The sequence below is a fragment of the Saltatorellus ferox genome (assembly GCA_007751475.1).
Classification (GTDB): Bacteria; Planctomycetota; UBA1135; order UBA1135.
In genome coordinates this window covers 4,214,234-4,239,120 of sequence record CP036434.1, presented here as the reverse complement: position 1 = coordinate 4,239,120, position 24,887 = coordinate 4,214,234, and the positions used below count along the sequence as shown (strand labels likewise).

At 66.8% G+C, this 24,887-nt stretch carries 21 protein-coding genes; 9 read left to right on the top strand and 12 right to left on the bottom strand.

Features of this window, described 5'->3' with window-relative positions; all coding sequences use genetic code 11:
• Positions 1–32 precede the first annotated feature (32 nt).
• The 4 genes from Poly30_RS28520 to Poly30_RS15075 all read right to left on the bottom strand — a co-directional run bounded on the left by Poly30_RS28520 (position 33) and on the right by Poly30_RS15075 (position 4,772).
• A complete protein-coding gene (locus Poly30_RS28520; protein WP_419190213.1) occupies positions 33–674 on the bottom strand; it encodes a hypothetical protein in 642 nt (213 codons plus the stop codon).
• Positions 671–2,341, bottom strand: coding sequence for an ArnT family glycosyltransferase (locus Poly30_RS15085; RefSeq protein ID WP_145198694.1), 1,671 nt, complete (start codon positions 2,339–2,341; stop codon positions 671–673). The genes Poly30_RS28520 and Poly30_RS15085 overlap by 4 nt, the downstream gene beginning before the upstream one ends.
• Positions 2,342–2,487: 146 nt before the next feature.
• Positions 2,488–4,050: a hypothetical protein gene (locus Poly30_RS15080; protein ID WP_145198693.1), complete on the bottom strand. Its 1,563-nt coding sequence runs from the start codon at positions 4,048–4,050 to the stop codon at positions 2,488–2,490.
• A gap of 212 nt (positions 4,051–4,262) precedes the next feature.
• The gene (locus Poly30_RS15075) at positions 4,263–4,772 is read right to left on the bottom strand and encodes a helix-turn-helix domain-containing protein (RefSeq protein WP_145198691.1); all 510 of its coding nucleotides are present in this window, start codon (positions 4,770–4,772) and stop codon (positions 4,263–4,265) included.
• A 751-nt stretch (positions 4,773–5,523) separates the two neighbouring features.
• Here Poly30_RS15075 and Poly30_RS15070 point away from each other — a divergent pair.
• From Poly30_RS15070 to Poly30_RS15060, 3 genes are all read left to right on the top strand, one after another.
• Positions 5,524–6,837 (top strand): toxin-antitoxin system YwqK family antitoxin, encoded by a 1,314-nt coding sequence (locus Poly30_RS15070; RefSeq protein ID WP_145198689.1) that lies wholly within the window; start codon positions 5,524–5,526, stop codon positions 6,835–6,837.
• Between the two features lie 88 nt (positions 6,838–6,925).
• A complete protein-coding gene (locus Poly30_RS15065) occupies positions 6,926–7,933 on the top strand; it encodes a toxin-antitoxin system YwqK family antitoxin (protein WP_145198687.1) in 1,008 nt (335 codons plus the stop codon).
• Between the two features lie 83 nt (positions 7,934–8,016).
• Positions 8,017–9,195, top strand: a complete 1,179-nt coding sequence (locus Poly30_RS15060; protein WP_145198685.1) for a hypothetical protein — start codon at positions 8,017–8,019, stop codon at positions 9,193–9,195.
• Between the two features lie 53 nt (positions 9,196–9,248).
• Here Poly30_RS15060 and Poly30_RS15055 read toward each other — a convergent pair whose 3' ends face one another.
• Positions 9,249–10,658 (bottom strand): matrixin family metalloprotease, encoded by a 1,410-nt coding sequence (locus tag Poly30_RS15055; RefSeq protein WP_145198683.1) that lies wholly within the window; start codon positions 10,656–10,658, stop codon positions 9,249–9,251.
• 229 nt (positions 10,659–10,887) lie between these two features.
• Between Poly30_RS15055 and htpG the strand changes: the two genes are divergently transcribed.
• Positions 10,888–12,846, top strand: a complete 1,959-nt coding sequence (htpG, locus tag Poly30_RS15050; protein ID WP_145198681.1) for a molecular chaperone HtpG — start codon at positions 10,888–10,890, stop codon at positions 12,844–12,846.
• 26 nt (positions 12,847–12,872) lie between these two features.
• Here htpG and Poly30_RS15045 read toward each other — a convergent pair whose 3' ends face one another.
• Positions 12,873–13,115 (bottom strand): hypothetical protein, encoded by a 243-nt coding sequence (locus tag Poly30_RS15045; protein ID WP_145198679.1) that lies wholly within the window; start codon positions 13,113–13,115, stop codon positions 12,873–12,875.
• 60 nt (positions 13,116–13,175) lie between these two features.
• Between Poly30_RS15045 and Poly30_RS15040 the strand changes: the two genes are divergently transcribed.
• The 4 genes from Poly30_RS15040 to Poly30_RS15025 all read left to right on the top strand — a co-directional run bounded on the left by Poly30_RS15040 (position 13,176) and on the right by Poly30_RS15025 (position 18,600).
• Positions 13,176–14,345, top strand: coding sequence for a pyridoxal phosphate-dependent aminotransferase (locus Poly30_RS15040; protein WP_145198677.1), 1,170 nt, complete (start codon positions 13,176–13,178; stop codon positions 14,343–14,345).
• Positions 14,346–14,351: 6 nt separating this feature from the next.
• Positions 14,352–15,590, top strand: a complete 1,239-nt coding sequence (locus Poly30_RS15035) for a WD40/YVTN/BNR-like repeat-containing protein (RefSeq protein ID WP_145198675.1) — start codon at positions 14,352–14,354, stop codon at positions 15,588–15,590.
• Positions 15,591–15,618: 28 nt separating this feature from the next.
• Positions 15,619–17,118 carry a hypothetical protein gene (locus Poly30_RS15030; RefSeq protein WP_145198673.1) on the top strand — a complete coding sequence of 500 codons (1,500 nt, stop codon included), beginning with the start codon at positions 15,619–15,621 and terminating at the stop codon, positions 17,116–17,118.
• An 888-nt stretch (positions 17,119–18,006) separates the two neighbouring features.
• Complete coding sequence (locus Poly30_RS15025; RefSeq protein WP_419190212.1) at positions 18,007–18,600, top strand: transposase; 594 nt, start codon at positions 18,007–18,009, stop codon at positions 18,598–18,600.
• Positions 18,601–18,993: 393 nt separating this feature from the next.
• On the opposite strand, the gene Poly30_RS15020 is transcribed toward Poly30_RS15025, so the two are convergent.
• A complete protein-coding gene (locus Poly30_RS15020) occupies positions 18,994–19,542 on the bottom strand; it encodes a hypothetical protein (RefSeq protein WP_145198669.1) in 549 nt (182 codons plus the stop codon).
• A gap of 300 nt (positions 19,543–19,842) precedes the next feature.
• Here Poly30_RS15020 and Poly30_RS15015 point away from each other — a divergent pair, with 300 nt between their 5' ends.
• Entirely contained in the window at positions 19,843–20,514 is a 672-nt protein-coding gene (locus tag Poly30_RS15015; RefSeq protein WP_145198667.1) for a hypothetical protein, read from the top strand.
• A gap of 17 nt (positions 20,515–20,531) precedes the next feature.
• Here Poly30_RS15015 and Poly30_RS15010 read toward each other — a convergent pair whose 3' ends face one another.
• The 5 genes from Poly30_RS15010 to Poly30_RS14995 form a co-directional block, all read right to left on the bottom strand.
• Positions 20,532–20,882 carry a VOC family protein gene (locus Poly30_RS15010; RefSeq protein WP_145198665.1) on the bottom strand — a complete coding sequence of 117 codons (351 nt, stop codon included), beginning with the start codon at positions 20,880–20,882 and terminating at the stop codon, positions 20,532–20,534.
• A gap of 134 nt (positions 20,883–21,016) precedes the next feature.
• The gene (locus Poly30_RS15005; protein WP_145198663.1) at positions 21,017–21,808 is read right to left on the bottom strand and encodes an ABC transporter permease; all 792 of its coding nucleotides are present in this window, start codon (positions 21,806–21,808) and stop codon (positions 21,017–21,019) included.
• Positions 21,809–21,820: 12 nt separating this feature from the next.
• Complete coding sequence (locus Poly30_RS28515) at positions 21,821–22,744, bottom strand: ABC transporter ATP-binding protein (protein WP_419190211.1); 924 nt, start codon at positions 22,742–22,744, stop codon at positions 21,821–21,823.
• Complete coding sequence (locus Poly30_RS28510; RefSeq protein WP_419190210.1) at positions 22,741–23,646, bottom strand: hypothetical protein; 906 nt, start codon at positions 23,644–23,646, stop codon at positions 22,741–22,743. Before Poly30_RS28510 ends, Poly30_RS28515 begins: the two co-directional genes overlap by 4 nt.
• Positions 23,643–24,635 carry an ABC transporter ATP-binding protein gene (locus Poly30_RS14995; RefSeq protein ID WP_145198661.1) on the bottom strand — a complete coding sequence of 331 codons (993 nt, stop codon included), beginning with the start codon at positions 24,633–24,635 and terminating at the stop codon, positions 23,643–23,645. The genes Poly30_RS28510 and Poly30_RS14995 overlap by 4 nt, the downstream gene beginning before the upstream one ends.
• Positions 24,636–24,887 lie beyond the last annotated feature (252 nt).

The following is a 24,887-nucleotide window of genomic DNA, read 5'->3' as shown; positions in this document are numbered from 1 at the left end:
TAGAAGTGGAAAGGGAAAGGGCCTCGCGGCCTTCAATCGTCGGATGACTCGCGCGGGCCCACGGCCGCCCCCGCCTTGCGGGCGCGCTCGTTGAAGTAACGCTGGACCTCTTTTTTCGACGGCGAGCGCTTCCCCGCCAGCGAGTCGAGGAACCACTCGGCCTCGGCGAGTTCCATGCGGCGGATTCCGCCGACCGCGGAGCCGCCCACCTTGCGACGGTGAAGCACGAGGCAGCGGATCCGGTGGGGGGTCCATACGTCGCCCGGCAGGGAACCGTAGGCGTAGCCGTCCTGAATCGGAGGCGCGGCGCCGGCAGGCGCACCGGGCGGCTGGATCGCGTGGCGGCAAAGATCGATCAGATGCGCAGCTTCACGCACCTTGTCGCTCTCCGACGAAAGGAACGACTCCACGAGGTCCACCCCCAGGCGCGGGTCGACCTCGGTGGCTCGGTTCGCGATGAGATGCATGGCCCAGATCCGCTCGTCAGCGTCGGCCGTCGGGTCGAAGGCGGTCCGAAGAGCGTCTTCGGTGGCCGTGTGCCGGGCTCGGCCCACAAGGACCATGAGAGCCGCGACGAGCACCAGCGCGATATGGGGGAGCCATCCCCGCAGGCCGGTCGACGCTGTCGCCACGCCCGTGCTCCCTTCGCCGTCGATGGAAGAATGGCGCTTCATACATTGTCCCCGCTGCCCGCCATGCCCATCTGAAGCTGCATCATGGTCTCAGGCCAGGAGATCCACCAGAGACCGACGAGCAGAGTCACGCACACGACGAATCCTATGATGCGAGCGGCGCTCGTCCGCGCCCCGCCGCGCCCCGCCCATCCATGGGCCAGGAAACCTGCGGATAGAACGATGAGGAACGGTTCGACCGGGACGCGAAACCTCGACATGGCGACCAGCAGCGACGTCAGCGCAACGTAGCCGAACACGAGCGCGAGGAGCTGTCGCCCGGGGCCGCGCTGGAGCGTGAAGAAGAACCCGGCGAGTCCGAGCAGCATCATCAGCCCTGAAAGCCCGGCGGCGAGCACGATCGACGCTTTGCGCAGCGGACCACCGAGCAGGCCATCGGCTGGATAGTTCCCGAGCGCGTGGTGCCTGGTGAAGAAGGAGACCGGCGCCACGAGATCACTCCACTTCTTGAGCCGAGTACGCAGCGTCCACACGGGGTGCTCGAGCGCATAATCGAGGCCGCGGCGAACCTGGACGCCATGGCGATCGATGGCGTGGGGGATCTCTTCGGCCCGCTCCCACGCTGCGTCGCGCGGGTCGATCACGCCATCCCCGTTGGAATCCGTGGGCTCCCAGGCGGCCGGTGGCGAGGTGAAGCCTTCACGCTGGTAGGCCTCGATCGGTGGGAGGCCGCGCTGGGCTCTCACCTTCTTCAGCGGCAGCGTGTCGAAGTTGAAATAGCGAGCGTTCAGGCCGACGTAAACGTTCTCCCCGAGCGTGGCGCCCGCGACCACGGTCCGCCCGTAAACCTCCTGATTCCGGAGCGTCCAGGGAAGCACGACGACGAGGGCAGCGAGCGGCACGAGCAGCGCTCTTCGCAGCCCCTCCACGGGCCCCGCGGACTCATGGACGGCACGCCAGAGGATCAGCATCGACGCCAGCGGAAGAAAAAACAGCGGCAGCTCCTTGACGTACAGGGCGAGGCCGAAGAGCACGCCGCTCAGGAGCAGTCTACGCGTGGCACTGTTCGAACTCGCATGGGACGCCCGATCCATCCCCACGAGCAGATGCCAGAGCGCTGGCAGGAACAGACTCAGGAAGACGGTCTCGGTCCAGAGGAAGTGTGTATAGGCACCCAGGGGTAAGTAGATCGCCCAGAGCGCGCCCGCGAGGATGACCGCTCGCGTGGAGAAAAGACGCCACGCGAACAGCATCGTCGTCACGCCGATCACGCCCGAGAGCAGGACCTGGAAAGCGCGCAGGCGATTCAACCCTTCCGTGCCGCTCTCCGGATCCAGGAAGAGCGAAAGCAGCCAGGAATAGCCTGGAGGCCAGAAGTAGCGATGCTGATCGACGTACATCCCGAAGCGCTCGAGGCCGAGCGCCACGTAGATATAGTTTGCCTCGTCCGATTGGATGTCGAGCGGGATGGCCGCCCAGGCCAGGAGAGCGCGGATCAGGACTCCGGCGAACGCCAGCGCCACGATCCAGCGCCAGGGCGCACGGGCCGATTCCCACGCGCCCACTCCGCCGAGCTGGCTTCCTGACGGGAGCGCGCAGGCCGAGCTCGAAGCCGGGCTCGAAGCCGGGCTCGAGCCCGGGCGCGCGATCGGGCTGCTGGGCTCGGGGCCGCGGTGGTCCTGAAGCGGGGGATCAGATGGGTCGGTCAAAGCGATTCCTGGGGAGGGGCCGGCGCATCACCATAGCGAAGAAGGAACGCCGTTCACCCTGGCAAGGTCGGCTATCGCCGGGACCGGTCACCGATCCCGAGTCAACAGCCTTCACCTTTCCCTCCGGCGGAGGCTTCCAGGCTCCCTTACTTGCCCGCGTCCCGCGGGATGCGGAGCACGAGCCGCTGCATGCGTCGCTGTCCGCGTTCGTCCAGGACCGCCATGCCGAGATCGGCGATCTCCGCCGCCGCGGACCAGATCTCCACCCGGAGCGCTCGCTCCATGAAGAGTCCGAAAGCCTTGTTCACGGGGAACGTCGTGGTGATCAGCGTCATCAGATCGTGGGCATCCTTGCCGCGACCCGCCTTCAGCAGCGCCTCGTAGACCCAGCTCGCGTCCTCGATGATGTCCGCACGGCTGTCCGGGAGGGCATAGTCGAGCGCGGTGAGCTTCTCTTCGGGCGTCGCCTCGGTCCCGTCCGATGGGGCGGCGCTTCTGCGGGTCGAGCCTTTCGACTCCGCGTCGCTCGCCTCGGCCTCGGCCTCGGTCGCGCTTCCCTCGTCGTCGTCTTCGTCTTCAGTCGCCGTCCGCGCTTCCTCACTGAGCCCGTCGATCCGCTCCTGGAACATCGAAAGGTGCCGGTCGCCGACCAGCTGAACGATCTCTCCATACTGCTCGAAGCGTCCAAGGACGGGGACGACCGTCGGGAAAAGCCACTCCTGGTACTTCCGGTAGCTCTCGTTCTTGCTGGACAGCGCGACGAAAAGGTCGCGGGTCGTCAGTTCCTGCCGGGTCCAAAAATCGACGCGCGTCAGCTCGTAAACGTCCGATTCGGTCGCGATTCCATCCACGATGCGACCCGCGAGTCGGCGATGTTCGCGCAACAGAACATCGATCGCGCGGGGGGAGCGCCGCTTGCAGTTCGCGAGGCGCTGGAGCAGGAACTCGAAGTACTTGGCCCGGAAGCCAGGTCGATACCTGTCGGCGTTCAAGAGACACCAGTCGTACGCGGCGACCGCATGGTCGCCTGACGCCGGGTCCGCTCCGTTGCGGAAGCTCGCGTTGGCCCACGCAAGCCAGCTGAACGGTTCATTGGCGTTCTCGCCCTCGGGCTTCTCCGCGCTCATGGAGCCGAAGACGGCGGCCAGGAACTGGGTCGCGCTGGCCTCGCTGGTGAGTCGATCTAGCCGGCCGCCGCGCGCTACATCGAGGATATCGATGGCAGGGAGGAGATCGCTTCCCAGGCCGTTCTTCTTCGCGTCCTTCTTGCGGTCCAGGGCGTCGATTCGCACGGGCTCCGCAAACTCGGACATCCATCGCTGAACGCTCGCGTCACCAAAGATCCGGTCGCCGAACGCCTGCTCCTTCTGAGGCGCGTCGCCGGCCCAGAAGACCACGAGAAGCTTCTTGGTCCGCTCGGCACGGGAGACGGCATCATCGAAGGAGAGATGCGCGAATTCGATGCCTCCCAGCGTCGTCGACTTCTCGGAGTCCTGTCCGGCCAGCCCAGCTCCGGCCAGCCCAGCTCCGGCCAGCCCAGCTCCGGCCCCGGACATGGCCCGTAAGGAGGTCTCGGCAGAGGCCAGATCGACGCCCGGCGCCAGCGGATCGGTTCCCAGTGAAAACGACGTTCCGGCGAGCATGGAGACGCCAACGGCAGCCCTCCCGAGGGCCAGCGCTGTGATCTGGAGGTAGCTGTGATTCTTCATGGGGAGGACCATTGGGGGCATATCGCAAGAGGCGGATCCGCCGGGCGGTCGAGGCTCGATGTGACCCTCGCAGAGTAGCTCGTGGGGGGCGAAGTTCGCCCCGGAAAGAGGCTATCGAGGAGGACATGAACAGCGCCCCGCATCCTTCTGGTGAGAAGGGGGCGGGGCGCCGCTGAGGCCCTGGTCAAGATTACGTCGCCCTGGCCGAACTGTTAGCCAGCGTTACGCTCGGGCTGAAACTCGCGAAGCTTGTACCGGTCGATCTTGCGATACAGCGTCGCGCGGCCGATGCCGAGGAGCTGCGCGGCACGCTTCACGTTCCAGCCGGTCGTCTGAAGGGCGTGGCGCAGGATCTGCTGCTCATAGTCCTCGAATCGGTGGATCGAGCCGGCTTCGAGAAGGACGGTACCGTCCGGGGAGGAAGCTTCTGCGACAGCCTTGATCTCGGCCGCAGAGGGGGCCGCGTGCTTCGACTCGTGGGCGACGGCCTGGAGTGGATGGGCCGTGCACTGACGAAGGAGGTCGTGGGCGGCCTCGTCGCTCGTCTTGGTGTCAAAGAGGATCAGGTCGGGACGACGGCCGTTGCCGGTCGCCCGGGCATCACCGCTGTTGGCTGCGAAGCGGATGAGCCAGCCGAAGCGGTGGGCTTCCTCCGACACGCGGCTACGGTCGGCATCGTTGAGCCCGAGGCAGAGGACGGAGCGGGGTTGATCGGAGGTCATGGGTCTCTATTCTTTGAAACGAGCGGAAGGCTCTAGCAGGGACTGGGGAGTCAAAAGATGGCGGCTGCGCCGCCACCTGGATCGGTGGTTTCGAACCAGTTCGAAGGCCGGGTCACTGGTTGGTTCAGTGGCTGGCGCATCGGCTGGCAGAGAGGCTTGGCCAAACTGGCCATGGTTTCTGGATCGTCGTCCGATTGGCTCGGAATGAAGCCGGATCAAAGGTTCCGTCGGTGGAAACCGGCGGCGACGCGTCCGAGGGGATTCGAGTCAGGCGGGGCGCTGGGGGCCAGTCAGCGATTACATGGGGGGGCTCAGGATCGGAGGAAGATCGGACCCGTCTCCGGTGAATGGCTCTCGATGTCGCACCCCGGACCTGAAAACCTGCGTTCTCGGTGGCCTGGGACACGATTTCGAGCGATCTCGCCGATGACCGAGCGTCACCTGGCTAGATCCCACTCCCGTCCGTTGCGTCACCGAGCTACCGATCCTGCCGGGCGGCTCGCCGACGTGGCGGGAAGGGGCGCCATGGAAAACGTTTCCGATGCCTCTCGCAGATGGGACGGAGGCACTCCGTGTTTCGTTCCCGGACTAGGGTCGATTTTGGGACAACTTTTTCGTGGCCGGGGTCGGTTCGCTGCCGAGCGGATCGAGCCTTCGAGTCGCATCCGTCCCCTGCCCGGACCCGTAGACGGCCCAAGGGCCCCGGTTCCCTGCTCACAGTCGGCCACCGCGCTTCGTAAAGTCGCGCCCCATGCCCACCTCCAGTGACCCCAAGGCCCTTCCCGGCCTTCTATTCCCGGGACCCAGATCCAAATCCGGGGCGATTCTCGCCACGATCGGCCTCGCGCTCGCGGTCTCAGGCTGTGGCCCCGGTCGCGAGGCCGGCGCCCGGCACGGTGAGGCTGGGGCGACCCCGGTGGAGGCGCCCGTCTCGGAACCGACCGGTACCCGTTCGGTCAACGACCGTGTGGCTCCCGGGCCCCCAGGAACGACGGATCACGGCGCCGAGTCGACCACGGCGGCGGCGACGGAAGTTCCGACGATCGAGGCCTTGGCCGCTGAGCTCCTCGTTCCTCCCGCCGAGCTGGTCATCGTGACGGATCCAGCGCTCCGGATGGAGGGCGACCCCGAGACGTATCCACTTCCGAAGACCGTGGGGGGCGTCGCCGTCAAGATCGTTCGCGAGCGGCACCCGTCGACCGGGGTGCTGATGCGCATCAAAACCGTCAAGGCGGATTCGGCGGAGGCCGAGTCGGGACCGGTCCTGCACGGCCCCGAGTGGACGTACTTCGACACCGCGGCGCTGGCATCGATCCAGTGGTGGAAAGAGAACGTGGCCCACGGACCTGTGCAGCACTGGTGGCGCGTCGGCACGAAGAAGTCTGAGGGAAGGTTCAAGGACGGCGAACGCGACGGCCTGAGGCGGGAGTACGCCAAGAACGGTCAGATGAAGAGTCAGGGGGCCTATGACGCCGGAGTGGCCATCGGCGTTCATGAAGAGTGGTTCCCGTCCGGCCAGCGCATGCGCTCCGAAACCTTCGCGAACGGGGCTCTGGACGGCCTGCGTCAGGTCTGGGACCGGGACGGGCTCATCGTCCTGCGCGAGAGCTACGACCGCGGGGTGCGCGACGGCCTTTGGTCCGACTTCCATCCAGGCGACGGGGATCCCCGCGAGTGGGGAAACTACGACCAGGGAGCGCGCACGGGTGTCTGGCAGCGCGGTTCCGAGGACGGAGTCATCCTGGAGTCGGTCCACTACGTCGACGATCGTCGTCACGGTCTCGCCAAGATCTGGAACCCGGCGGGCAGCCTCATCGAGGAGGTCACGTACGTCCATGGAGCCAAGACCGGATTGCGGCGCACCTGGTACGACGATGGCGTGGTTCAGTCCGAGGGAGAGCTCGAAGACGGTCTGCGCACAGCCTACTGGAGCTACTACAAGGCGGACGGAACGCTGAACGAACTCTGGAGCGGCGAGTACTCAGAGGACCAGCGAGTCGGACCGGGCGACCCTCCCGCCCCGGCGGGAAACGCAGGGGAAGACGGCGACGAGGGGCCCCGCTGACCCCGAAAGACTTTCCACCCCTGTGGCTTCCGCCCCTTACGGTCGATACCTCCCTACCCGAATCTTCACCGCCAACCGACTCCCCTCCATGACGTCCTTCCTGATTTTCACCCTGGCCGCCGTCCTGCTGGCTCCCGCACGGGAGATCGCGGCCCCGGTGGCCTCACCGACCCACGCCGACGCGGGCTCCCAGGAATCCGCTCCAGCGGAAGTCGCCGCTGATGAAGTACCTTTCGTCGCTCCACCGGACGTGGCTCCGGCCATCGAAGGCGGCGTCTTCACGCGCTTCTATCATCCCGATGGAACGCTGGCCCGCGAGGGCTACCTCAAGGACGGAGCACGTATCGGTCTTTGGAAGTCCTGGTACGAAAACGGAGAGCTGGCGCTGAGCGGCGAGTATCGCGACTACAACCGGGTGGGGGGTTGGATCCTGGTGGACGAGGACGGCGCAGCCGTGACCCACGCCATCTACGACGGGGACGGTCGACGGCACGGCGTCTGGCGCTCCTATTTCGCCGGAGAGAAAGCGAAGGGGGAGATCCGCTCGATCGCGCACTGGCGTCACGGCGTCAAGCACGGGTCCCAGGAGCGCTACGCCCGGAACGGCAAGCCCCTCGCGCTCGTGGAGTACAAGAACGGTCGGAAGCACGGCCGCAACCTCAAGTTCACGCGCGGAGGCAAGACCAAGCTGGAGGAGGGCCAGTACGAGAACGGTCAGCAGGTGGGGCCGTGGAAGATCTATCAGGCGAGCGGCGAGATCGAGTCCGAAGGATCCTTCGCCGACGGTAAGCGGACGGGCGAGTGGATCGAGTACTACGCCAATGCACGGCGCAAGAGCGTGGGGAACTTCGAGAACGGCCTGCCGAACGGCGCCTGGCAGGGCTTCTACAAGCAGGGCGAACGCCGGTACCTCGGCACGTTCGTCAATGGGTTCCTGGAAGGTGACTACGTCGAGTGGTGGCCGTCCGGTGACAAGAAGGGTGAGGGCAAGTTCAAGGCTGGCAGGTACGACGGCCCGTGGACGTTCTGGGACCGAGAAGGCCGTGAAGACCCGACCATGACGGGCACGTACCGGGACGGCGACCTCGTTCGTTGATGCGCCAAGGCCGCCCACTTCAGTCCGAACCCTCCCCGTGCGGAATCCCCGCGCCCTCTCGAGCACGCACTTCGACCCTTCCTATGGCCACGACCTCGACCTTCGCTCTCCCCGGTCTCCTCCTCCTCGTCGCTGCGCCCCTGTCGGGAGGCTCCAGCGGAGCCCTCCAGGAGAAGCCCCAGGAGTTCTTCTACAGGCGCCCCATCCAGAAGGCGCTCGGCGTCACCGTGAAGGAGACGCACGACCTGCTTTTGATGTCGCTGACGACGCAGTTCGGAGAGGCGGACCCGGTTCCCTCGACCGTGGCCATGCGACTCCGGACGAGGATGGACTCCGCGATGGCAGAGGAGGCCGTGGATACCGGCGAGGGGCCAGGGGCCATGCGGCGCCGCTATCTCGCGCACGAAGGGGAGATCCAGGTGATCGACCCGGGCTCCGTCGACGAGGTCGCCGGGACGTGGAACGGGGTGACCATCGCGCTGAAGTCACCCCTCGAGGGCACGAGCGTTGCCTTCGTTCCGGCCGATGCGCAGCCCGGCGGCTTTGGCCGCCACTTCGATGCTCTCGCCCTGCGCGAGTCGGCGCTTCCCAAGCTATCGGCGCCTACGGACTGGTCCCGGTACCTGAAGCCCGCCGACGCCGACGGCAAGCACATGATCGCCCTGGGGGATCAGTGGACGCTCGACATCGCCCTTCTGGAACCACTCCTCGCTCCCGCTGGCTTTCTTGGCTGGCGCACCGAGAAGCCCAAAGAGGGCGAAGAGAAGCGCGAGTCGGACCAGCAGATCCTGCGCGCCTTCACGAGCGGCGTCGGCGGCAATCTCCAGCTCGGCTTCGACGGCGAGGTCAGCGGCACGGCCGAGGCCAGGCTTCAAACCGTCGGCGTCGACCCTGACAACGGGCGCTACGGTCAGATTCAGATCGACTTCGATCTCACGTTCCGCGCGGACCGAGAAGACTTCGTCGATGCCCGTCGCCTCGAAGAAGACGGCGAGATGGACGTCGAGGTCCTGGGCGGTGAACTCGAAGTGGGGGTGAAAGGGGTCGCGTTCGTTAACTGGGGACTCGCACTCGGCCGACCCTTCAGCTGCCTCGTCACCGGCGAAGAGAGCGTTGTCATGACCGTGCGTGTGTTGCCCCCGGACAGCCAGAACGTCGTCTCCCAGGCCATGTCCATGAAGGGCGGGCTGGCCCATGGTCTGACCTTCAAGGAGCTCGACCTTCAACCCGTCAAGCGAACGGTCGTGACGGGGGACAGGTAGGCGAAGCGCAGTCGGGCTCTACTGGAGCCCCCGATCTGGTCTTTCGGAGAACGCTACCGTGAGACCACGACTTCGAGGGCGTCCGTGAAGACCCCTCCGCTCACCGAACCACCGTCCGGGACCCAGACCTGGTAGTAGGACCTGTCGCCGATCAGTCCGGCGGGAACGATCGGTGCAAGGTTGGTTCCAGCGCCGCCGCTCAGCGGGAGGATGAGGCGGCGACGGACCTGCCCTCCGACGAGGAGGGTCCCGTAGGACGTGACCACGGCGCTCCGCGACGTCCCCTCGATCAGGAGCGCGAAGGCCGCGTTAGCGCCGCCTTCGACCTCGATGTGGAACGAAGGGATCGAGGCGCTCGGCAGGCCGCTCCATCCGATCGTCGGGGTCGTCCCGGCGCTCGTCACGCCGGGCTGGCCATAGGCCATCGGCGGCGCCCAGGGCTCCAGGAAGGGATCGAACGGAAAGACGTTGGAGAGGGCCTCGGAGGTCGACCCCGGGACCCGGACAGCGACGCTTCCTGGCCCGGCGGCTGCGGGAATGTCGAGTTCCAGGACGGTGCCGCCCTGGGAGCTCGCGAGTCCGCCGACGAGGATCGTCGGGTCCGTCATCGGAAGCGTGGGCGCTTCAGGCGTGAACCAGATCTCGTTGTCCTGGCCGTGGAAGTTCGAGCCGGTGATCCTGATGCGGCCCGGTCCGATGAACTCGTAGGTCTCGAGGACGGGCTTGAACGGGCTGACCGGACCGTAGATGAACTGAACGCCCGCGATGTCATCCGCTTCGATGGAGCGCAGGTGCACGCCGAAGTCGGGGGAGCCGTTGTTCTCCATGGTCGCGCCCGGCACGAGGGAATGATCCAGTCCCAGCGCATGGCCGAACTCGTGGGTCATGACGCCCTGGATGTCGAAGCGATCGATGCCGCCCTCGGGGTCTCCGGGTCCGTCGTTCCAGTCGCGAGCGTTCTCGAAGAAGCGGATTCGCCAGCCGTCTCCGATCGGCAGATCCGTGAAGGCGATTCCGCCGCCGCCGGCGATCACGGAGATCACGTTCTGGTTCTGCCCGCCCGCGAGGAGGGCGTCACCGGCGTAGAAGGCCTCGAAGTTCGACTGGCCGGAGCCGAGCTGATCCTGGCTCGGATCGGTCAGCCCTGAACCGTGGGGGCGGGAGCCCCACTCGGCGACGGCCTTTCGGATCGCCAGATCGGCGCCCAGGGAACCCGGGAAATCGGGGTCAGGGGTGACGTTGTCGTTCGCCCGTACGCCCGCGAAGGTGTTCAGGATCCGAAAGTCCCTGAGCGTCAGGTCCAGGAAGTCCCCGTAGACGGCGAAGGCCATCGTGTGCGCGGGGGCGAGAAGCGCGATCGCGCCCGCCAGTCCGAGGGAGGCCCTCAGGAGGGGGCCGGCGAGGGAGGCCCGAAGCCGAGGACGATCGGTGCGTGGATGGGCGGTCGGGGTGGGTCTTCTCATGGGTGCGGCGGCGGAGCGGCTATCGAAACATACCCCGCACACGATGGGGACGACGGGGCCCCATCTGGGGTTCCGCGCGGCCCCGCGCCCGAAAATCGGGTCTGAAATTGACCCTGGGGTTTGGATGGGGAGACTGGTGGCCCAAATTGGGGGATCTGGCCCCTCGCCAGCCGATCCCAACGCTCCCTTTCGACCCCCTTTTGAAGCTCTCTTCGAGCGATCCCCACCCATGACTGCTCAAGCCGAGACACACGCGTTCGAGGCCGAGGTCCAGCAGGTCCTCTCCCTCGTCATCCACTCGCTCTACACGAACAAGGACATCTTCCTCCGCGAGCTCATCTCGAACGCCAGCGACGCGCTCGACAAGCTCCGCTTCGAGGCCCTGACGGACTCGTCGCTGCTCCCGGAGGGAGAGACCCTCGGGATCGTGCTCGACGCGGATAAGGAGCGCGGCGTTCTGAAGATCGCCGACAATGGCATCGGGATGAGCCGCGAGGAACTCGTGGCGAACCTCGGCACGATCGCCAGCTCGGGCACGCGGCGCTTCCTCCAGGCGGCCGCCGAGGGCGGTGATGGCTCGGAGCGCCCGGACCTGATCGGCCAGTTCGGTGTCGGCTTCTACAGCGCCTTCATGGTCGCCGACGAGGTCACCGTGGAGACCTGCCGTGCCGGCACGGACGAGGGCTACCGCTGGCGTTCGAAGGGCGACGGCTCCTACGAGATCGAGCCCGCCGAAGGTCTGTCGCGGGGCACGGTTGTTTCGTTGCACCTGCGCCAACCGGGCGAAGAAGGGGAGGACGGGCCCGCTTCCGAGGGTGCGCTGAAGTACCTCGAAGAATGGACGCTGCGTGACATCGTGCGCCGCTACAGCGACTTCGTCGAGCACCCCGTTCAGATGGAGATCGAGCGCACCGAGCCGAAGCTCGACGACGAAGGCAAGCCGATCGAGGGCGAGACGGAGTCGGTGACGAAGCTCGAGACGCTCAACTCGCGCAAGCCGCTCTGGGCCCGCCCGAAGTCCGAGATCACGGACGAGGAGCACGCCGAGTTCTACCGTCACCTGACCCACGACTGGAACGAGCCGCTGTCGTCCATGCACTTCAGCGCCGAGGGATCGCTGGAGTACACGGCGCTCCTGTACCTGCCCTCGAAGGCTCCGATGGATCTCTTCGATCCGTCGAACCGCGACTCGAACGTCAGCCTCTACGTGCGCCGCGTGCTGATCCAGAAGGAGTGCAAGGAGCTCCTTCCGAGCTTCCTGCGCTTCGTGCGCGGCGTCGTCGAGTGCGCGGACCTGCCCCTCAACGTTTCGCGGGAGACGCTCCAGGACGACCCGCGCCTCGGACAGATCCAGAAGCGCCTCGTGAAGAAGACGCTCGAGGAGTTCGCGAAGCTGCTCGACCAGAAGCGCGAGGAGTACGCCGAGTTCTGGGACGCCTTCGGTTCTGTCATCAAGGAAGGGATCTGGTCGGGCGACGCCGAGACCGAGAAGATCGCGAAGATCTGTCTGTTCCATTCGTCGAACGGCGAGGCGATGGTCACGCTCGACGAATACATCGAGCGCATGCAGGAAGGCCAGGAGGTCATCCACGTCCTCACGGGCGCGGACCGGGCGACCGTCGAGGCTTCGCCGCTGCTCGAGTCGGTGATGGCGAAGAACGAAGAGGTGCTCTACCTGATCGACCCGGTCGACGAGTGGGTCCTCCAGCGCCTCACGGAGTACGGTGAGAAGAAGATCGTTCCGCTCGATCGCGGCGACGCCCAGGAGGACGATGACGTCAAGGAGAAGCGAGAGGAGCTACAGAAGGAGCACGAGGGGTTCCTGGGGGCGCTGCAGTCGTCGCTCGACGACGAGGTCTCCGAGGTCCGCTTCACGTCGCGACTCAAGGACAGCCCGGCGGTTCTCGTCGCGGGCGCGGGCGGCATGTCCGGGCACATGGAGCGCCTTCTCAAGCGTAGCGGCCAGGAGATGCCGAAGCAGAAACGAATCCTGGAGCTCAACCCCGAGCACGAACTCGTGAAGAGCCTCACGAAGCTGCACGGCGTCGACGCGAACTCGCCGAGGATCGCCGAAGCGGCCGAAATCCTGCACGGTCAGGCGCTCCTCGCCGAAGGGGCCACGCCCAAGAATCCGAAGCGCTTCAGCAAGCTCGTGACCGAGCTGCTTCTCGGGTCCGTGAAGGGCTGAACGCCTGGCGGCGCGGCGAGTCCGTTCTATCGAACGGGCTCGTCGAGCTTCGGCCACTTCTGGAGCCGATCCTTGAAGCGGTCGTCCCGCGCCTTCTCCGCGTCGGTGCGGAAGGTCGCCTCGCGGGCCGTGGCTTCTTTGGGATCGATCTTCTCCTCGTCGTGGCCGCCGCCGAACCAGCAGCCGCTGGCGCCCGAAAGCAGAGCACCGGCCAGGATCACCCTGGTCCATGCTCCTCTGCGACTTCCTGCGATCATCTCGTCACCCATGACGAGAAGGTACCCGCCTCTCGTCACGCGCGGCGGGTGGATCGGCGCTATCCTCCCGATATGAGAGCCCGCATCAACCAGCGCCTCGAGGGCCTGGCCCAGTCCGATATCCGCGCCATGACCCGGGCCGCCAACGAAGCGGGGGCCATCAACCTGGGCCAGGGGATCTGCGACCTGCCCACGCCGCCGCCCGTGGCGGAAGCGGCCATACGCGCGATCCAGGACCAGCGGAGCACCTACACCTACGCGGAAGGCGACGCAGACCTTCGCCGCAAGATCGCGGCCAAGGTCGAGCGCGTCAACGGTATCCGCGCCAACCCCGAGACCGACGTGGTCGTGACCGCGGGCTCGGCCGCCGCGTTCACCTGTGTTCTGCACGGGCTCTTCGATCCAGGCGATGGGCTTCTGATCCCCGAGCCGTACTACGGCTACCACGTGGGCGCCGCCCGCGTCGCCGGACTCGTGCCCCAGTACGTGAGCCTCTCGGCCCCCGGGTTCGTGCTGACCGAGGAGGCCCTGCGCCGGGCCATCACGCCCGCGACCCGCGGCCTCGTGCTCTGCACCCCGTCGAACCCCTCCGGCCGGATGCTCACCCGGGGCGAGATCCACGCGGCCGAGCGCATCGCCGTGGAGTTCGACCTCTTCGTGATCACCGACGAGATCTACGAGTCGATCACCTACGACGGGCGCGAGCACGTTTCCCCGGCGTCGACCTCGAAGGCCATGGCCGAGCGCTGCGTGACGATCCTCGGCCTCTCCAAGACCTTCAGCATCACGGGCTGGCGCCTCGGCTACGCGGTCGCCCCCGCGGAACTCACCGAGCGCCTCAAGCTCGTCCACGATCTCTTCTACATCTGCGCTCCCACGCCGCTCCAGCACGGCGTCGCGGCCGGTTTCGACCTCCCGGACAGCTTTTTCGAGTCCATGCGGGCCGACTATGCCAGGAAACGTGACCTGATCCTGGGCGCGCTCTCGGATATCGGTCTGCAGCCGGTGACCCCCGAGGGCGCCTACTACGTCCTGGCCGATGTCAGCCGCATCGGTGCTGGCACGGCGAAGGAGGCGGCGATGCAGCTCATGAAGGAATCAGGCGTGGCCAGCGTGCCCGGAACGGCGTTCTTCTCCGGGACGGGCGAGGAGTCCGGCCAGGGGCTCGTGCGCTTTTGCTACGCCAAGGAATTCGAGGTTCTAGAAGAAGCCGCGCGCCGTTTGCGGGCCTGGGGGCGCTAGCCCGAAATGTCGTTCGAAGATCCAGACGAGGGCGCGGCGCGGCGAGAGCCGCTGCCGAAGCACAAGCTGCGCGTGCCACGGGCGCGCCGCGGTGCGATGCGTCTCTGGATCGGCACGCGCAAGGGGCTCTTCTGCGTGGACGGGGACGAGGCGCGCGAGGAGTTCACGGAGCCCGAGCCGCACTGGCTCGGGAGCACCGTTTTCCACGCCGTGGCCGACCCGAGGGATCGGGATTCGGTCGTCGCGGGCCTGCGGACGCCGGGCGGGCGACCGACGGTGGTCTCCTCCCGGGATGGTGGACGGACCTGGCGTGAGGCCGACGAACCCCCGCGCTTCGCCTCGGAGAGTCCGTTCGAGGCTTCCCACGAAGACGCAGCTGGCCCAACGCCATCGGCCTGGCTGCGCTCGGTCAACCAGGTCTTCTGGCTGACACCGGGGCACGACTCGGAGTACGGGAGCTGGTACGCAGGTTCGTCCCCCCAGGGGCTCTTTCGATCCAGGGATCACGGCGTCAGCTGGGAGCCCGTGGAGGGCCTGCACCAGACCCCTGAGTTCGACGAGTGGACCGCGCCGGGCTCCGACGAGACGCCCGACGGGGCCAAGCTCCACTCGGTGCTCGTGGATCCCCGGGACGCCGATCACCTCATCGTGGCCATGTCGAGCGGCGGGGTGGTCGAGAGCTTCGACGCCGGGGCCACCTGGGCACGCCTCGACGGTGGGCTTTCCCGAGCGGAAGCCCGCGAGCCGCGCTCGCTCGTGATGGGCGTCACGAACCCGGACAGGCTCTGGATGCAGAGCCACTTCGGGGTCTATCGCATGGACCTGGAGCAGCGCGTCTGGGAGCACGTGGGCGAGAACCGTGAGGACGGGGTCGATGAAGCGGAAGGAGGAGAGCGCCTCGACGCCGGCTTCCCGATCGCCGTCCACCCGGCCGATCCCGACATCGCCTGGACCGTCCCCATGGACGGCTCGGAGGCCTGGACGCGGATGCCGAAGGACGGCCGACCCGTCGTCGCGCGCACGGTCGACGGAGGCCGGACCTGGACCTCCCACTCGGCCGGATTCCCAAAAGAGCGCTGCTGGTGGACCGTGAAGCGCCAATGCCTGGCCGTCGATGGTTACGATCCCCTGGGTGTCTACATCGGAACATCAACAGGGGACGTCTGGTTCTCACGGGACGAAGGCGAGCACTGGCGCTGCATCGCGCGGGGACTCCCACATATCTACAGCGTCGAGGTCGGCTGATCCGCGAAGGTTCCTCGCCGCGCTCGTGGTGGCGCTCGGGCCGTTCGCGTGGCTCGTTCAGCGCTTCAACTTCGTCACCGACGACGCTTTCATCACCTTCCGCTACTCGCGCAATTTCGCCGAGGGGAAGGGACTCGTTTACAACCTCGGCGTCGATCCTCCGGTCGAGGGCTACAGCGAGTTCCTGTGGGCCTTGCTCATGGGGCTCGGGTTCGAGTTCGGCTGGGCGCCGGAGACCTTCAGCCGCGTGCTCTCGATCGGTTTCGGGGTCCTCTGCGTCGGGCTCGTGGTGTCGCTGGCGGCGCGACGTTTCGCGACTTCGCCGGTCGCAGTGTTCGGCACGGCCGCGCTCGTGGGATGCGCGCCGCCGCTGGGCGTCTGGGCGACGGGCGGGATGGCCACGATGCCAGCGGCGAGCCTGGGCGTCCTGCTCGTCTGGCTGCTCTATGGTCGAGCGTCGGGCGCTCCTTCCAGCGGGCTCCTCGTCGGGCTCGTGGCATCGCTCCTGGCGCTGATGCGGGCGGACGCCGCGATCGTCGTGGCGCTGATCCTCGGTCCAGCGATCGTGGTGGGGGCGGTGTCGCGGCGGCGTGAGCTCTTTTTGAGCGCGCTCTTCGGAGCGCTCGTATCGGCGACGGCTTTTGGCCTGCACGTCGCGTGGCGGTACAGCTACTACGATGACTGGCTCCCCAACACGGCGCGTGCCAAGCTCGGGTTCTCGGCGGCCGCCACGGGGCGCGGCGCAGATTACGTGATCTCGACGTTCCTATCGATGCCAGGGCTCTTCCTTGCGTTCGCCGGCGGGCTCGTCGGGCTGGTGCTCGCGGCGCGTCGGATCGGCGCGGGAGCGGCCGCCAGCGCGGGAGCGGTGATCGTCGGGGTGACCGCCTACGCGATCCTCGCCGGCGGGGACTTCATGGCGTACTCGCGCTTTCTCGTGCCGGCGATTCCCATGGCCGCGCTGGCCTTCGGCGCGCTTTTGGCGTCGATCGAGTCGCGCTCCAGGATCGCGGCGGCCGTGCTGGCGATCGCCGGCGTGACGACGACGGTGCTGGCGGTGTTCGACGTGGACCTCGTGCCGAAGGAAACGCAGCTCGAATACCACTTCCGCCACAACCAGCGCCTCGGTGGCGTGACGCCCTCGACGTCCGAGAACGAGCAGTGGCAGAACATGAGGGATCGCTCGCAGGAGTGGAGCCTCGCGGGGCGCGCGCTCGGTGTCCACGCGCCGCCGAATTCGTCCGTGGTCTTCGGCGCGGTGGGGGCGATCGGGTACTACTCGAACCTCTTCATCTACGACCGCAACGGCCTCGTGACCCGCGAGGTGGCCATGCTGGAGCCGCACGAGGAGCTGCGTTCCCCCGGGCACGACAAGGTGGTGCCGCCGGCGTTCTTCGCGAAGTATCACCCGACGTACCTGAACGTGGGGGTGTGCAGCCAGGCGCAGTTCCCACCGGTGCGAGGGGCGGTGAGGCTCGGGAACACCGAGCGCGATGGCGTCGTCCTGTGGGCGGTGCCGGGCCGCTGACCGAGAGGTTCGGGGGCGCGGAGTGCGAGTCGGCCGGTGGGAAAGGTCGGCCGAGTAAACTGTTTTGGGGGCGTAGCTTGCGCCTCCGGGGCGACCCGTTGCGGTGCGGCTTCGCGACTCCCCCTCTTCGCCTCCGTGAATCGAATTCTTGCCTCCGTCTCTCAAGGCGGAGGCCAGGCCCAAGCTCGCTCCCGTTCAACTCTCCATCCCCCGCAGGGGCGCCGCGCCGCTGCGACCCTCCCGCCTCCTCCGCTTCTTTGGTTGCATTGGCAGGAGTCAAGGAGCGGACGAGACCCGGGGATTCGACTCTGGTTCCAGCCCCTTCGGCTTCATCATGGCTGGAGCGCTTCTGGCCCACGGATTCTGCTGAAGACCCAAAAAAGAGGGTCTTTGGAGGAATCTGTGGGACGGATGCGCCTCTTTCGCTTGGGTGACAAGGGCTTGGGGGTTTCGGCTTGGGGATGGAGGCAGTCTGTTGGGCGGCTGGGCGGCTACCAATACAACCAAGGAAGCGGGAGGAGCGGGAGCTTGGGAGGCGCGGCGGCCTTGGGAGACATGGAGAGTTGTCAGGGTGCGAGCTTGGCCCTGGCCCACGCGTTGTGACGGGGAGGCAAGAGTGAGAGGTTCGGGGGCGCGGAGTGCGAGTCGGCCGGTGGGAAAGGTCTGCCGAGTATACTGTTTCAGGGCGGATGGGGAATTGGGCTAGAGTGCCGAGTTTGGGCTTTAAAGTGTAGTTTGGAGGGCGTTTGGGGTTGATGAATTGGATCGTTTTGGCTATGATCTTGCATGGCGAAAGCGCGCATGGGGAGGGCGGTTGTTTTGCAGGCCGTGTTTGGTTTTGCGTTGCCGAAGAAGCGTCGTGGGCCGAAGAGGACCAAGGATTCTCGGGTGGCCCATGGTAGTCGGGAGGAGATGAAGGGCGGTGTGGCCCATGTCACGATCAAGCTGAAGATGGGGCTTCGGTCCCTTCGGAAGAAAGAAGAGATGGCGGTGCTGAGGGCGGCGATTGCGCGCGTGAATCAGGGCAAGCTGGTTCGGATCGTGGAGTTCTCGGTGATGAGCAACCACGTGCACCTGATCGTGGAGGCGGAGAACTCAGGTGACCTTTCGAAGGGGATGGCGAGTTTGAATACCGGGTTGGGGATGAGGCTGAACCGGCTTTGGGGTCGGGTGAGGCAAGGGAGCGTTTTTGCAGAGCGCTTCCATCTGGAGGTGATCAAGTCGCCGACGCAGATGCGGAACGTTTTGAAGTACGTGTTGCGAAATGATGTGCACCACGGGCTCGGGTTGGGGATCCTGGATCCTTGTTCGAGCGCGATGTCCTTTGGCGGTTTTGCGGAACGGCAGGGTGCAACCAAGGTCGATTGCGTGAGCGTGGAAGCGCAGACATGGCTTCTGCGAACTGGATGGACGAAGGGGGGTCAGAAGGGATTGCTCACGATCCACGACCTCCCGCGTGTCACCGGGGTTCTTCAGGCGTAGCTCGCGCCTCCGTGGCGACCCGTGGCGAGCCGTGGGGGAACGGCTTCGCGACTCCCACTCTTCGCCTCCGCGACTCGACCTCTTGCCTGCGTCTCTCAAGGCGGAGGCCAGGCCCAAGCTCGCGTACTTTCATCCCCCCATCCCTCACAGGGGCTCCGCGACCCCTCGACCCTCCCGCCTCCTCCGCTTCCTTGGTTGCATTGGCCGGAGTTCCAGAGTTCAACGGATTCAACTCCAGGCGCAGAGCTCCTTGTTCGCCGCAGGTCGGGAGCGTTTCAGGCCCACAGATTCCTCTGAAGACCCAAAAAAGAAGAGCCCCCAAGGCACAGTGCCAAGGGGGCCCCACCCGCGAAGACCCATCCACCTTTCTTCGCGGGCGAACGATGGGAGCGGTTAGCGGCGGTAGGTCACTCGGTGGGAGCGATGCGACCGGCTCGAGCTGTGGCGGCTATCTCGGCCGCGCACCTCGATGCGGGGGGCCGGGACCCAGACCTTGACCTGACGGTTCTCGTAGCGGCCGGGCTCGCAGACGGTGCGGTAGTGGCCGGCGCAGACCATGACCTGGTGGCGTCTCCCGCAGCTGTCGTAGCGCCACTCGTAGACCGGCGCGACCCAGACCTGCCTGTCGTACCCGGGGACCCAGACCCGCTCGGTGCGGTACTCGTAGCGACCGCCGTCGTAGCCCCGGGGGATGCGGGCGACGCCGCGCTGGCCGTGGCTGTGAAGGTCGAGGGAAACTCCCTGGCTACCGACCCGGATGGCACCCCCGCCGGAGCGGGTTTCCTTGCCGATGCCGATCTCCCACTGGGCGCCGCCCTTGTTCGTCGAAAGTCGCTGCGCCGAGGCCGGGGCAGAGGTGACGAACGCGGCGAGGGCCAGGGCGAAGCCGGCTCCGAGGAGCGAGCGGCGAGCGGAGAGGAGGCGGTTGGCTAGATGCTTCATGGTGCTTTCCTTTGTTGAAGGTGCTGTCAGCTTCCGGCGCTCCAGGTGGAGGCCAGCGCGTGCTGACGAGGGAGGGAATGCACCCGGTGTGCCAGGCCCGGACCACCGGGGCGGAACCGCCTTCACGGGGTCAAAAAGACAGTTTTTGCCGCTCGTGCCCCCTGGCCCACACGTCACTGTCCTCTGTGGTGGAGTCCACTTTGGAAGCGTTGTGGTCACCCCGTGTCTCACCCGTAGGACGGAGAAGGAGCGCACCCGCGTCTTTCACCTGCCGCCTTCCTGGCCTACGGTGGAGTGCGCATGTACGTACTCCTTCCGATGGTCGTGAGCCTCGCAGGGGCGCTCGCGGCGCCCGAGCTGGCGCCTCAGCCCCGGCAATTGACGCTGCCCGAGGCGACCGAGACGGCCGACACGCCGGTGGTTCTCACGCTTCCCCTTCGGGTGCCGAAGTCCCAGCTCTTCCAGCTTCTCCAGACGGAACTTCGCGAGCGGAAGCTTCTGAAGGACTTCCAGGTGGTGACCTCGAAGTTCTCGGGCGGCCGGGTCCTGCTCGATCAGCTCGACGTTCGCCCCTGCCCGCGCCCTGGAACGGTGCGCCTCGAGGCGCACGCGCGCCTTCGCTTCGAGCGCAAGCAGCTCGGCGTGCTCTGGCGCGGCCTCAAGTCCCACAAGAAGTGGTTCCAGAAGGGTGACAAGGACGCCGCCAAGGTGCGCCTCACCTGTACCGCGGAACTCGGTGGCCCGAACGACGGCGCGCTCGTCGCGTCCTTGACCGACATTCGCGTGAAGGTCGAGTCGCGCCTCCATCCAGCGCGCGGGCTCTCGGCGCGGTTCCGCCTCGACCCGCGGGAATTCGAGTGGGCGCCGGAGGGCGGACTGTTCGACTTCGTGAAGCTGTCTTCGCTGCGGATCGCCGCCGTCGAGCGCGACGCGCTCCGGCTCGAGGTCGGGGTCGCGCGACAGCCACGCTGACGGGCCGGGCTGAGGAGCTACGGCAGCGTCTGCCAGAGCCCGAACTGGTTGCCGCCCAGCAGGTAGATCGCGCACTTGCCTCGCCCAGGAATCTCCATGGGTGGCAGAGCGATTTCCCCGCCGGCCTCCCGCGCGGCTTCAACGGCCGCGTCGATGTCCTCCACCAGGACGTAGGGGCGCGCGACGGCCTCTTCCGCGGAATGCATCGGAGCGCGGACGCCGATGGTTCCCCCGTCGCTCATCTCCGCGATGCGCGCGTCGCCGAGCTCCATTTGGGGATCGCTGAACGTGGTGCCGTGGATGCGCTCGAGCGCGCTGCAGGTCGCGTCCACGTCCGGGGTGACGATTTCGAGGTAGTGCGTTTGCATGATGGGGTCCAATGGGGGTGCTTTGCTTTGCACCGGCATCGTTTCTTGCATCGACGAGCGGCAGCTCGCGGTAGCCAGTAGGAGCGAGAATGCGCACGCCCTCAGGAGCTGCGCTCGAGTGAAGGAGCGATCGATCATGAGGCCAGCACGAACTGCTTGCGCGTCACCGCGATGCAGCCGAATACGAGCAGCACCGCGCTCGCGATCATCATCTTCGTGAACGCCACGTCCGGGTCCAGCAGCGAGATCGGGAAGACTTCTTCCAGTGACTTCCAGAGCTTCCCTTCCTGGTCGACGAACATGGAACGTAGGTGGTACTGGACCGTCAGCTTCTGGGAGGAACCCGGCACGTTGGCGAGCAGCGCCTCGACCGCGAAGACGTAGCCGAGGGCGAAGATCAGGCCTCGCTTGGCGAGCACGCCAATCACGGCCGAACCCAGGGAATAGACCACGCCGCCGACCATCGCGGCGAACACCAGCTTCTCGATGACCTCGTTGGAGGGGGGCGCGCCCCGATCGCCGACGCGGACCGCCAGAGCAGAGAGCACGCCGCTCGCGGCGATCAGCGTGAGGATCGCGGTCACCGCCGCCAGCCAGCGGCCCAGGAACAGCGAGGCCCGGGGGATGGGCCGCGTGAACGGAAAGGTGATCGTGCGCGACTCGGCTTCGTCGGCCACGACGCCGACGCCCATCGCGACGCTCAGCATCGGAACGACGAACTGGATCAGCACGAAGGTGCCCACGATCAGATAGATCATCGTCGCTCCGCGGTTGTCCGGCGCGAAGTTCGACGCGAGGAACGCGAGCAGCGGCGGAACGACGGCGAGGCCGATGGCGGCCAGGCTACGCCGCGAACCCAGGATCATGCCGATGTGCAGCCGGTAGATCAGGAACGTGGCGCGTGGAAGGGCCAGGAGAGTGCTCATGGGGATTCCGGCTTAGCCGACCAGGTAGTCGAAGACCGCTTCGAGGGAGGCATCGTCGGAGCTGAGGCTGCGCACGCCCGCCCGGGCGCTCGCGGCGGCCGCCGCGAACGTCACGTGGAACTCCGCCACGTTGTCCGTCTCGATTTGAATGGACTCACCGTCCGCCCCGAGGGAGACGGCGCGTACGTGGGGCTGGTCGAAGAGCTTCGCGGCCAGCTTACGCGGTTCACGCGCGGTGACCCGCACGCGGCTGGGGTGGCGCGAGATCAGTTGACGTACGTCGCGAACCGTGCCCTGGGCCAAAAGCCTGCCCCGGTGAATGAGCACGATGGTCTCCGTCAGGCTCTCGACCTCGTGCAGCACGTGGGACGAAAGAATCACGGACTTGCCTTCGCGGCTGAGTTCCTGGAAGAGTTCCAGCACCTGGCGCCGCGCGATCGGGTCGAGGCCCGTGAGCGGCTCGTCCGCGATCACGAGCTCGGGGCTGTGGGCGATGGACTGGGCGAGGCGCGTGCGCTGACGCATGCCTTTCGAGTAGTCGGAGACCTTGCGGTTCATGGCGTCGGTCAGGCCCACGCGCTCCATGGCCTCGCCGGCCATCAGGGTGGCCTTGCGCTTGGACTCGCCGCCGAGGCGCAGCAGGTCGCGCACGAACTCCATGCCGGTCTGATGCTCGTACAGCGCGTCCTGCTGGGGGCAGAAACCGAGCCGGCGGTAGAGCGGCCGGCTGCCGAACGGCCTGTAGCCGAGCACGCGGATCTGGCCGCGGTGGGGGCGCAGCTCGCCCACCATCACCTTCATGAACGTGGACTTGCCCGCGCCGTTCGGCCCGACGAGTCCCGTGATCCCTGGCTCGATGCTGACCGTGAGATCGCCGAGGCCGACGACCTCGCCGTACCAGCGGCCGAGGCCCTCTGCTTGAACGATGGCGCTCATCGGCCCGACTCCATCTTGCGGGTTTGAACCTGGAGGATCGCGACGCAGACGAACACGATGATCCCGAGCGCCCAGAGCGACGCTTCGAGGCTCCAAGGCCGCGTCCCGCTGGAGAAGCCGAACATCGACTCGGAGATGCGCTCGAAGTTCTCGGGGATCGACACGAGGCGCCAGGCGGAGCCGTCGAAGATGCGGGACATCGCGGTCGAGCCGATGGACGTCAGGATGTAGAAGCCGAAGAGGCCCGCGAGCGCCTGGTTGCGCCGCTCGCACACCGACGAGATCGCCAGCACCAGGAGCCCGTGGAGCAGCACCCACATCATGGCGTAGGCCTCCATCTTCACGATCACGGGCCAGCGCTCGAGGAGGAAGCTCCAGTTCGGCGACGCGAAAGAGGCCACGCTCGACACCATCAGGATCGGGATCCCGACGGCGCAGAAACCCCAGAAGCAAACCGTGCCGAGCTTGCCGAGGAAGTACGTCCAGCGCGTGAGCGGACGGGCGAAGTAGAGCAGATTCGCTCGCAGGCGCCGGTCCTCGGCGATGAGCCCGGATCCGTACCAGCCCATGGCGAGCACGACGAACGCCTTGATCTGGCGCAGGAGCGCGAGCACCTGAATCTCGACCTTGCCCAGCTGTTCCTGGAGGAGCGCGCCGAGGATCTTGGCCTGGGGAATCGTCCCCTGGGTGATGTCCGGGTTCTGGGCCTCGAAGGTGATCTGAACGAGGAAGCACGTCACGATCGTCGCGATGGCCGGGATGACGAAGAGCAGGAGCGCGGGCAGCTTCTTGCGGAACCCGATGCGCACGCCCGACCAGGCGAGCGTGAGGGCGCGCAGCGGGAAGGTCTTCAGCTCGCCCCGGAAGGGGCGGTAGACCTCGGTGTGGGTGGCGGCTTTCATGGGGAGGTGATCGCGGCCTCCTCGCTCGCGAGCATCGGTCGGGATCCGGTCGCGGAGACATCGGCGCCGTCCACGGCTTTGAGGAACACCTGTTCGAGCGTGGAGCGCACGGGATCGATACCGCGCAGGTGGAACCCGCTGCTGGCGGCGACCTCGCAGATCGCGTCGGCGTCGTCCGCATCCGGCACGGTGACGATCAGCCCCTTGGTCGGCGCTTTCTCCGGCGACATGCCGGCCGCGCGCAGCGCGATCTCGAACTCGTCCTGGCGCTCCTCGACCTCGACGTGCACGCGCGCCTCGTCGGCGGCGGTCAGCTCCGCGATCGAACCCTGGAGCGCGACCCGTCCCTTGACGACCACGACCACGTGATCGCAGGTCTTCTCGACGTCGGGGAGCAGGTGAGAGCAGAGCAGGATGTTCTTGCCCTGGTTGCGGCCCAGGTCTTCGACCAGCGAGAGCATGTGCCTGCGCCCCTTGGGATCGAGGCCGTTCGTCGGCTCGTCGAGCAGCAGCAGCTCGGGATCGTGGACCAGCGCCTGGGCGAGCTTGAGCCGCTGCTTCATCCCGGTGGAGTACCCGTCGAGCGGGCGGTAGCGCGCTTCCTCCAGCTCCACGTAGTCCAGCACCTCGTGGGCGCGGGTCATGGCGTCCTCACGGGAGAGCCCGGTGAGCTTGCCGAGGGTGGAGACCAGCTCGACGCCGGTCATGCCGGGGAGCAGGCAGTCACTCTCCGGCATGTAGCCGACGCGCTTGCGGATGGCGATCCGATCGGCGCGGGACTTCGGCACCAGGCCGGCGATCGACGCTTCGCCCTCGGTGGGCTCCACGAGCCCCAGCAGGAGGCCGATCAGCGTCGTCTTACCGGCGCCGTTCGGCCCCAGCAGCCCGACGGGCCCGCGCGGCAGATCCATGTCGATCCCGCGGAGCGCCTGGACGTCGCCGAAGTGCTTCACGAGTCCGCGCATGCGGACGATGGGCTCTTGGGTCATGGGGGGAGTTGAAAGTGGATCGCCCGGTAGGCGGCGCGCGGATGGGAATGGGGCGGGCGGCGAGGGAGCACAATGAACGCTCGCGAGCCGAAAGCCAAGGGCGGGCCTTCAGAATGCCCGTGACGGCCGGATGGCCAGACGGATAAACAGCCGGATACCCAGCCGGGGGGCGAACGGCAATCGAAGAGGGCGCACGTCCTCTCGGATACGCGCGCCCTCTGGCTACATTTGCAGAGGAACCGAACCCCTTCG

Coding starts and splice junctions, on each gene's coding strand:
- Poly30_RS28520 (WP_419190213.1), bottom strand. CDS start 674: ATGAAGCGCCATTCTTCCATCGACGGCGAAGGGAGCACGGGCGTGGCG.
- Poly30_RS15080 (WP_145198693.1), bottom strand. CDS start 4,050: ATGAAGAATCACAGCTACCTCCAGATCACAGCGCTGGCCCTCGGGAGG.
- Poly30_RS15075 (WP_145198691.1), bottom strand. CDS start 4,772: ATGACCTCCGATCAACCCCGCTCCGTCCTCTGCCTCGGGCTCAACGAT.
- Poly30_RS15070 (WP_145198689.1), top strand. CDS start 5,524: ATGCCCACCTCCAGTGACCCCAAGGCCCTTCCCGGCCTTCTATTCCCG.
- Poly30_RS15065 (WP_145198687.1), top strand. CDS start 6,926: ATGACGTCCTTCCTGATTTTCACCCTGGCCGCCGTCCTGCTGGCTCCC.
- Poly30_RS15060 (WP_145198685.1), top strand. CDS start 8,017: ATGGCCACGACCTCGACCTTCGCTCTCCCCGGTCTCCTCCTCCTCGTC.
- Poly30_RS15055 (WP_145198683.1), bottom strand. CDS start 10,658: ATGAGAAGACCCACCCCGACCGCCCATCCACGCACCGATCGTCCTCGG.
- htpG (WP_145198681.1), top strand. CDS start 10,888: ATGACTGCTCAAGCCGAGACACACGCGTTCGAGGCCGAGGTCCAGCAG.
- Poly30_RS15045 (WP_145198679.1), bottom strand. CDS start 13,115: ATGGGTGACGAGATGATCGCAGGAAGTCGCAGAGGAGCATGGACCAGG.
- Poly30_RS15040 (WP_145198677.1), top strand. CDS start 13,176: ATGAGAGCCCGCATCAACCAGCGCCTCGAGGGCCTGGCCCAGTCCGAT.
- Poly30_RS15035 (WP_145198675.1), top strand. CDS start 14,352: ATGTCGTTCGAAGATCCAGACGAGGGCGCGGCGCGGCGAGAGCCGCTG.
- Poly30_RS15020 (WP_145198669.1), bottom strand. CDS start 19,542: ATGAAGCATCTAGCCAACCGCCTCCTCTCCGCTCGCCGCTCGCTCCTC.
- Poly30_RS15015 (WP_145198667.1), top strand. CDS start 19,843: ATGTACGTACTCCTTCCGATGGTCGTGAGCCTCGCAGGGGCGCTCGCG.
- Poly30_RS15010 (WP_145198665.1), bottom strand. CDS start 20,882: ATGCAAACGCACTACCTCGAAATCGTCACCCCGGACGTGGACGCGACC.
- Poly30_RS15005 (WP_145198663.1), bottom strand. CDS start 21,808: ATGAGCACTCTCCTGGCCCTTCCACGCGCCACGTTCCTGATCTACCGG.
- Poly30_RS28515 (WP_419190211.1), bottom strand. CDS start 22,744: ATGAGCGCCATCGTTCAAGCAGAGGGCCTCGGCCGCTGGTACGGCGAG.
- Poly30_RS28510 (WP_419190210.1), bottom strand. CDS start 23,646: ATGAAAGCCGCCACCCACACCGAGGTCTACCGCCCCTTCCGGGGCGAG.
- Poly30_RS14995 (WP_145198661.1), bottom strand. CDS start 24,635: ATGACCCAAGAGCCCATCGTCCGCATGCGCGGACTCGTGAAGCACTTC.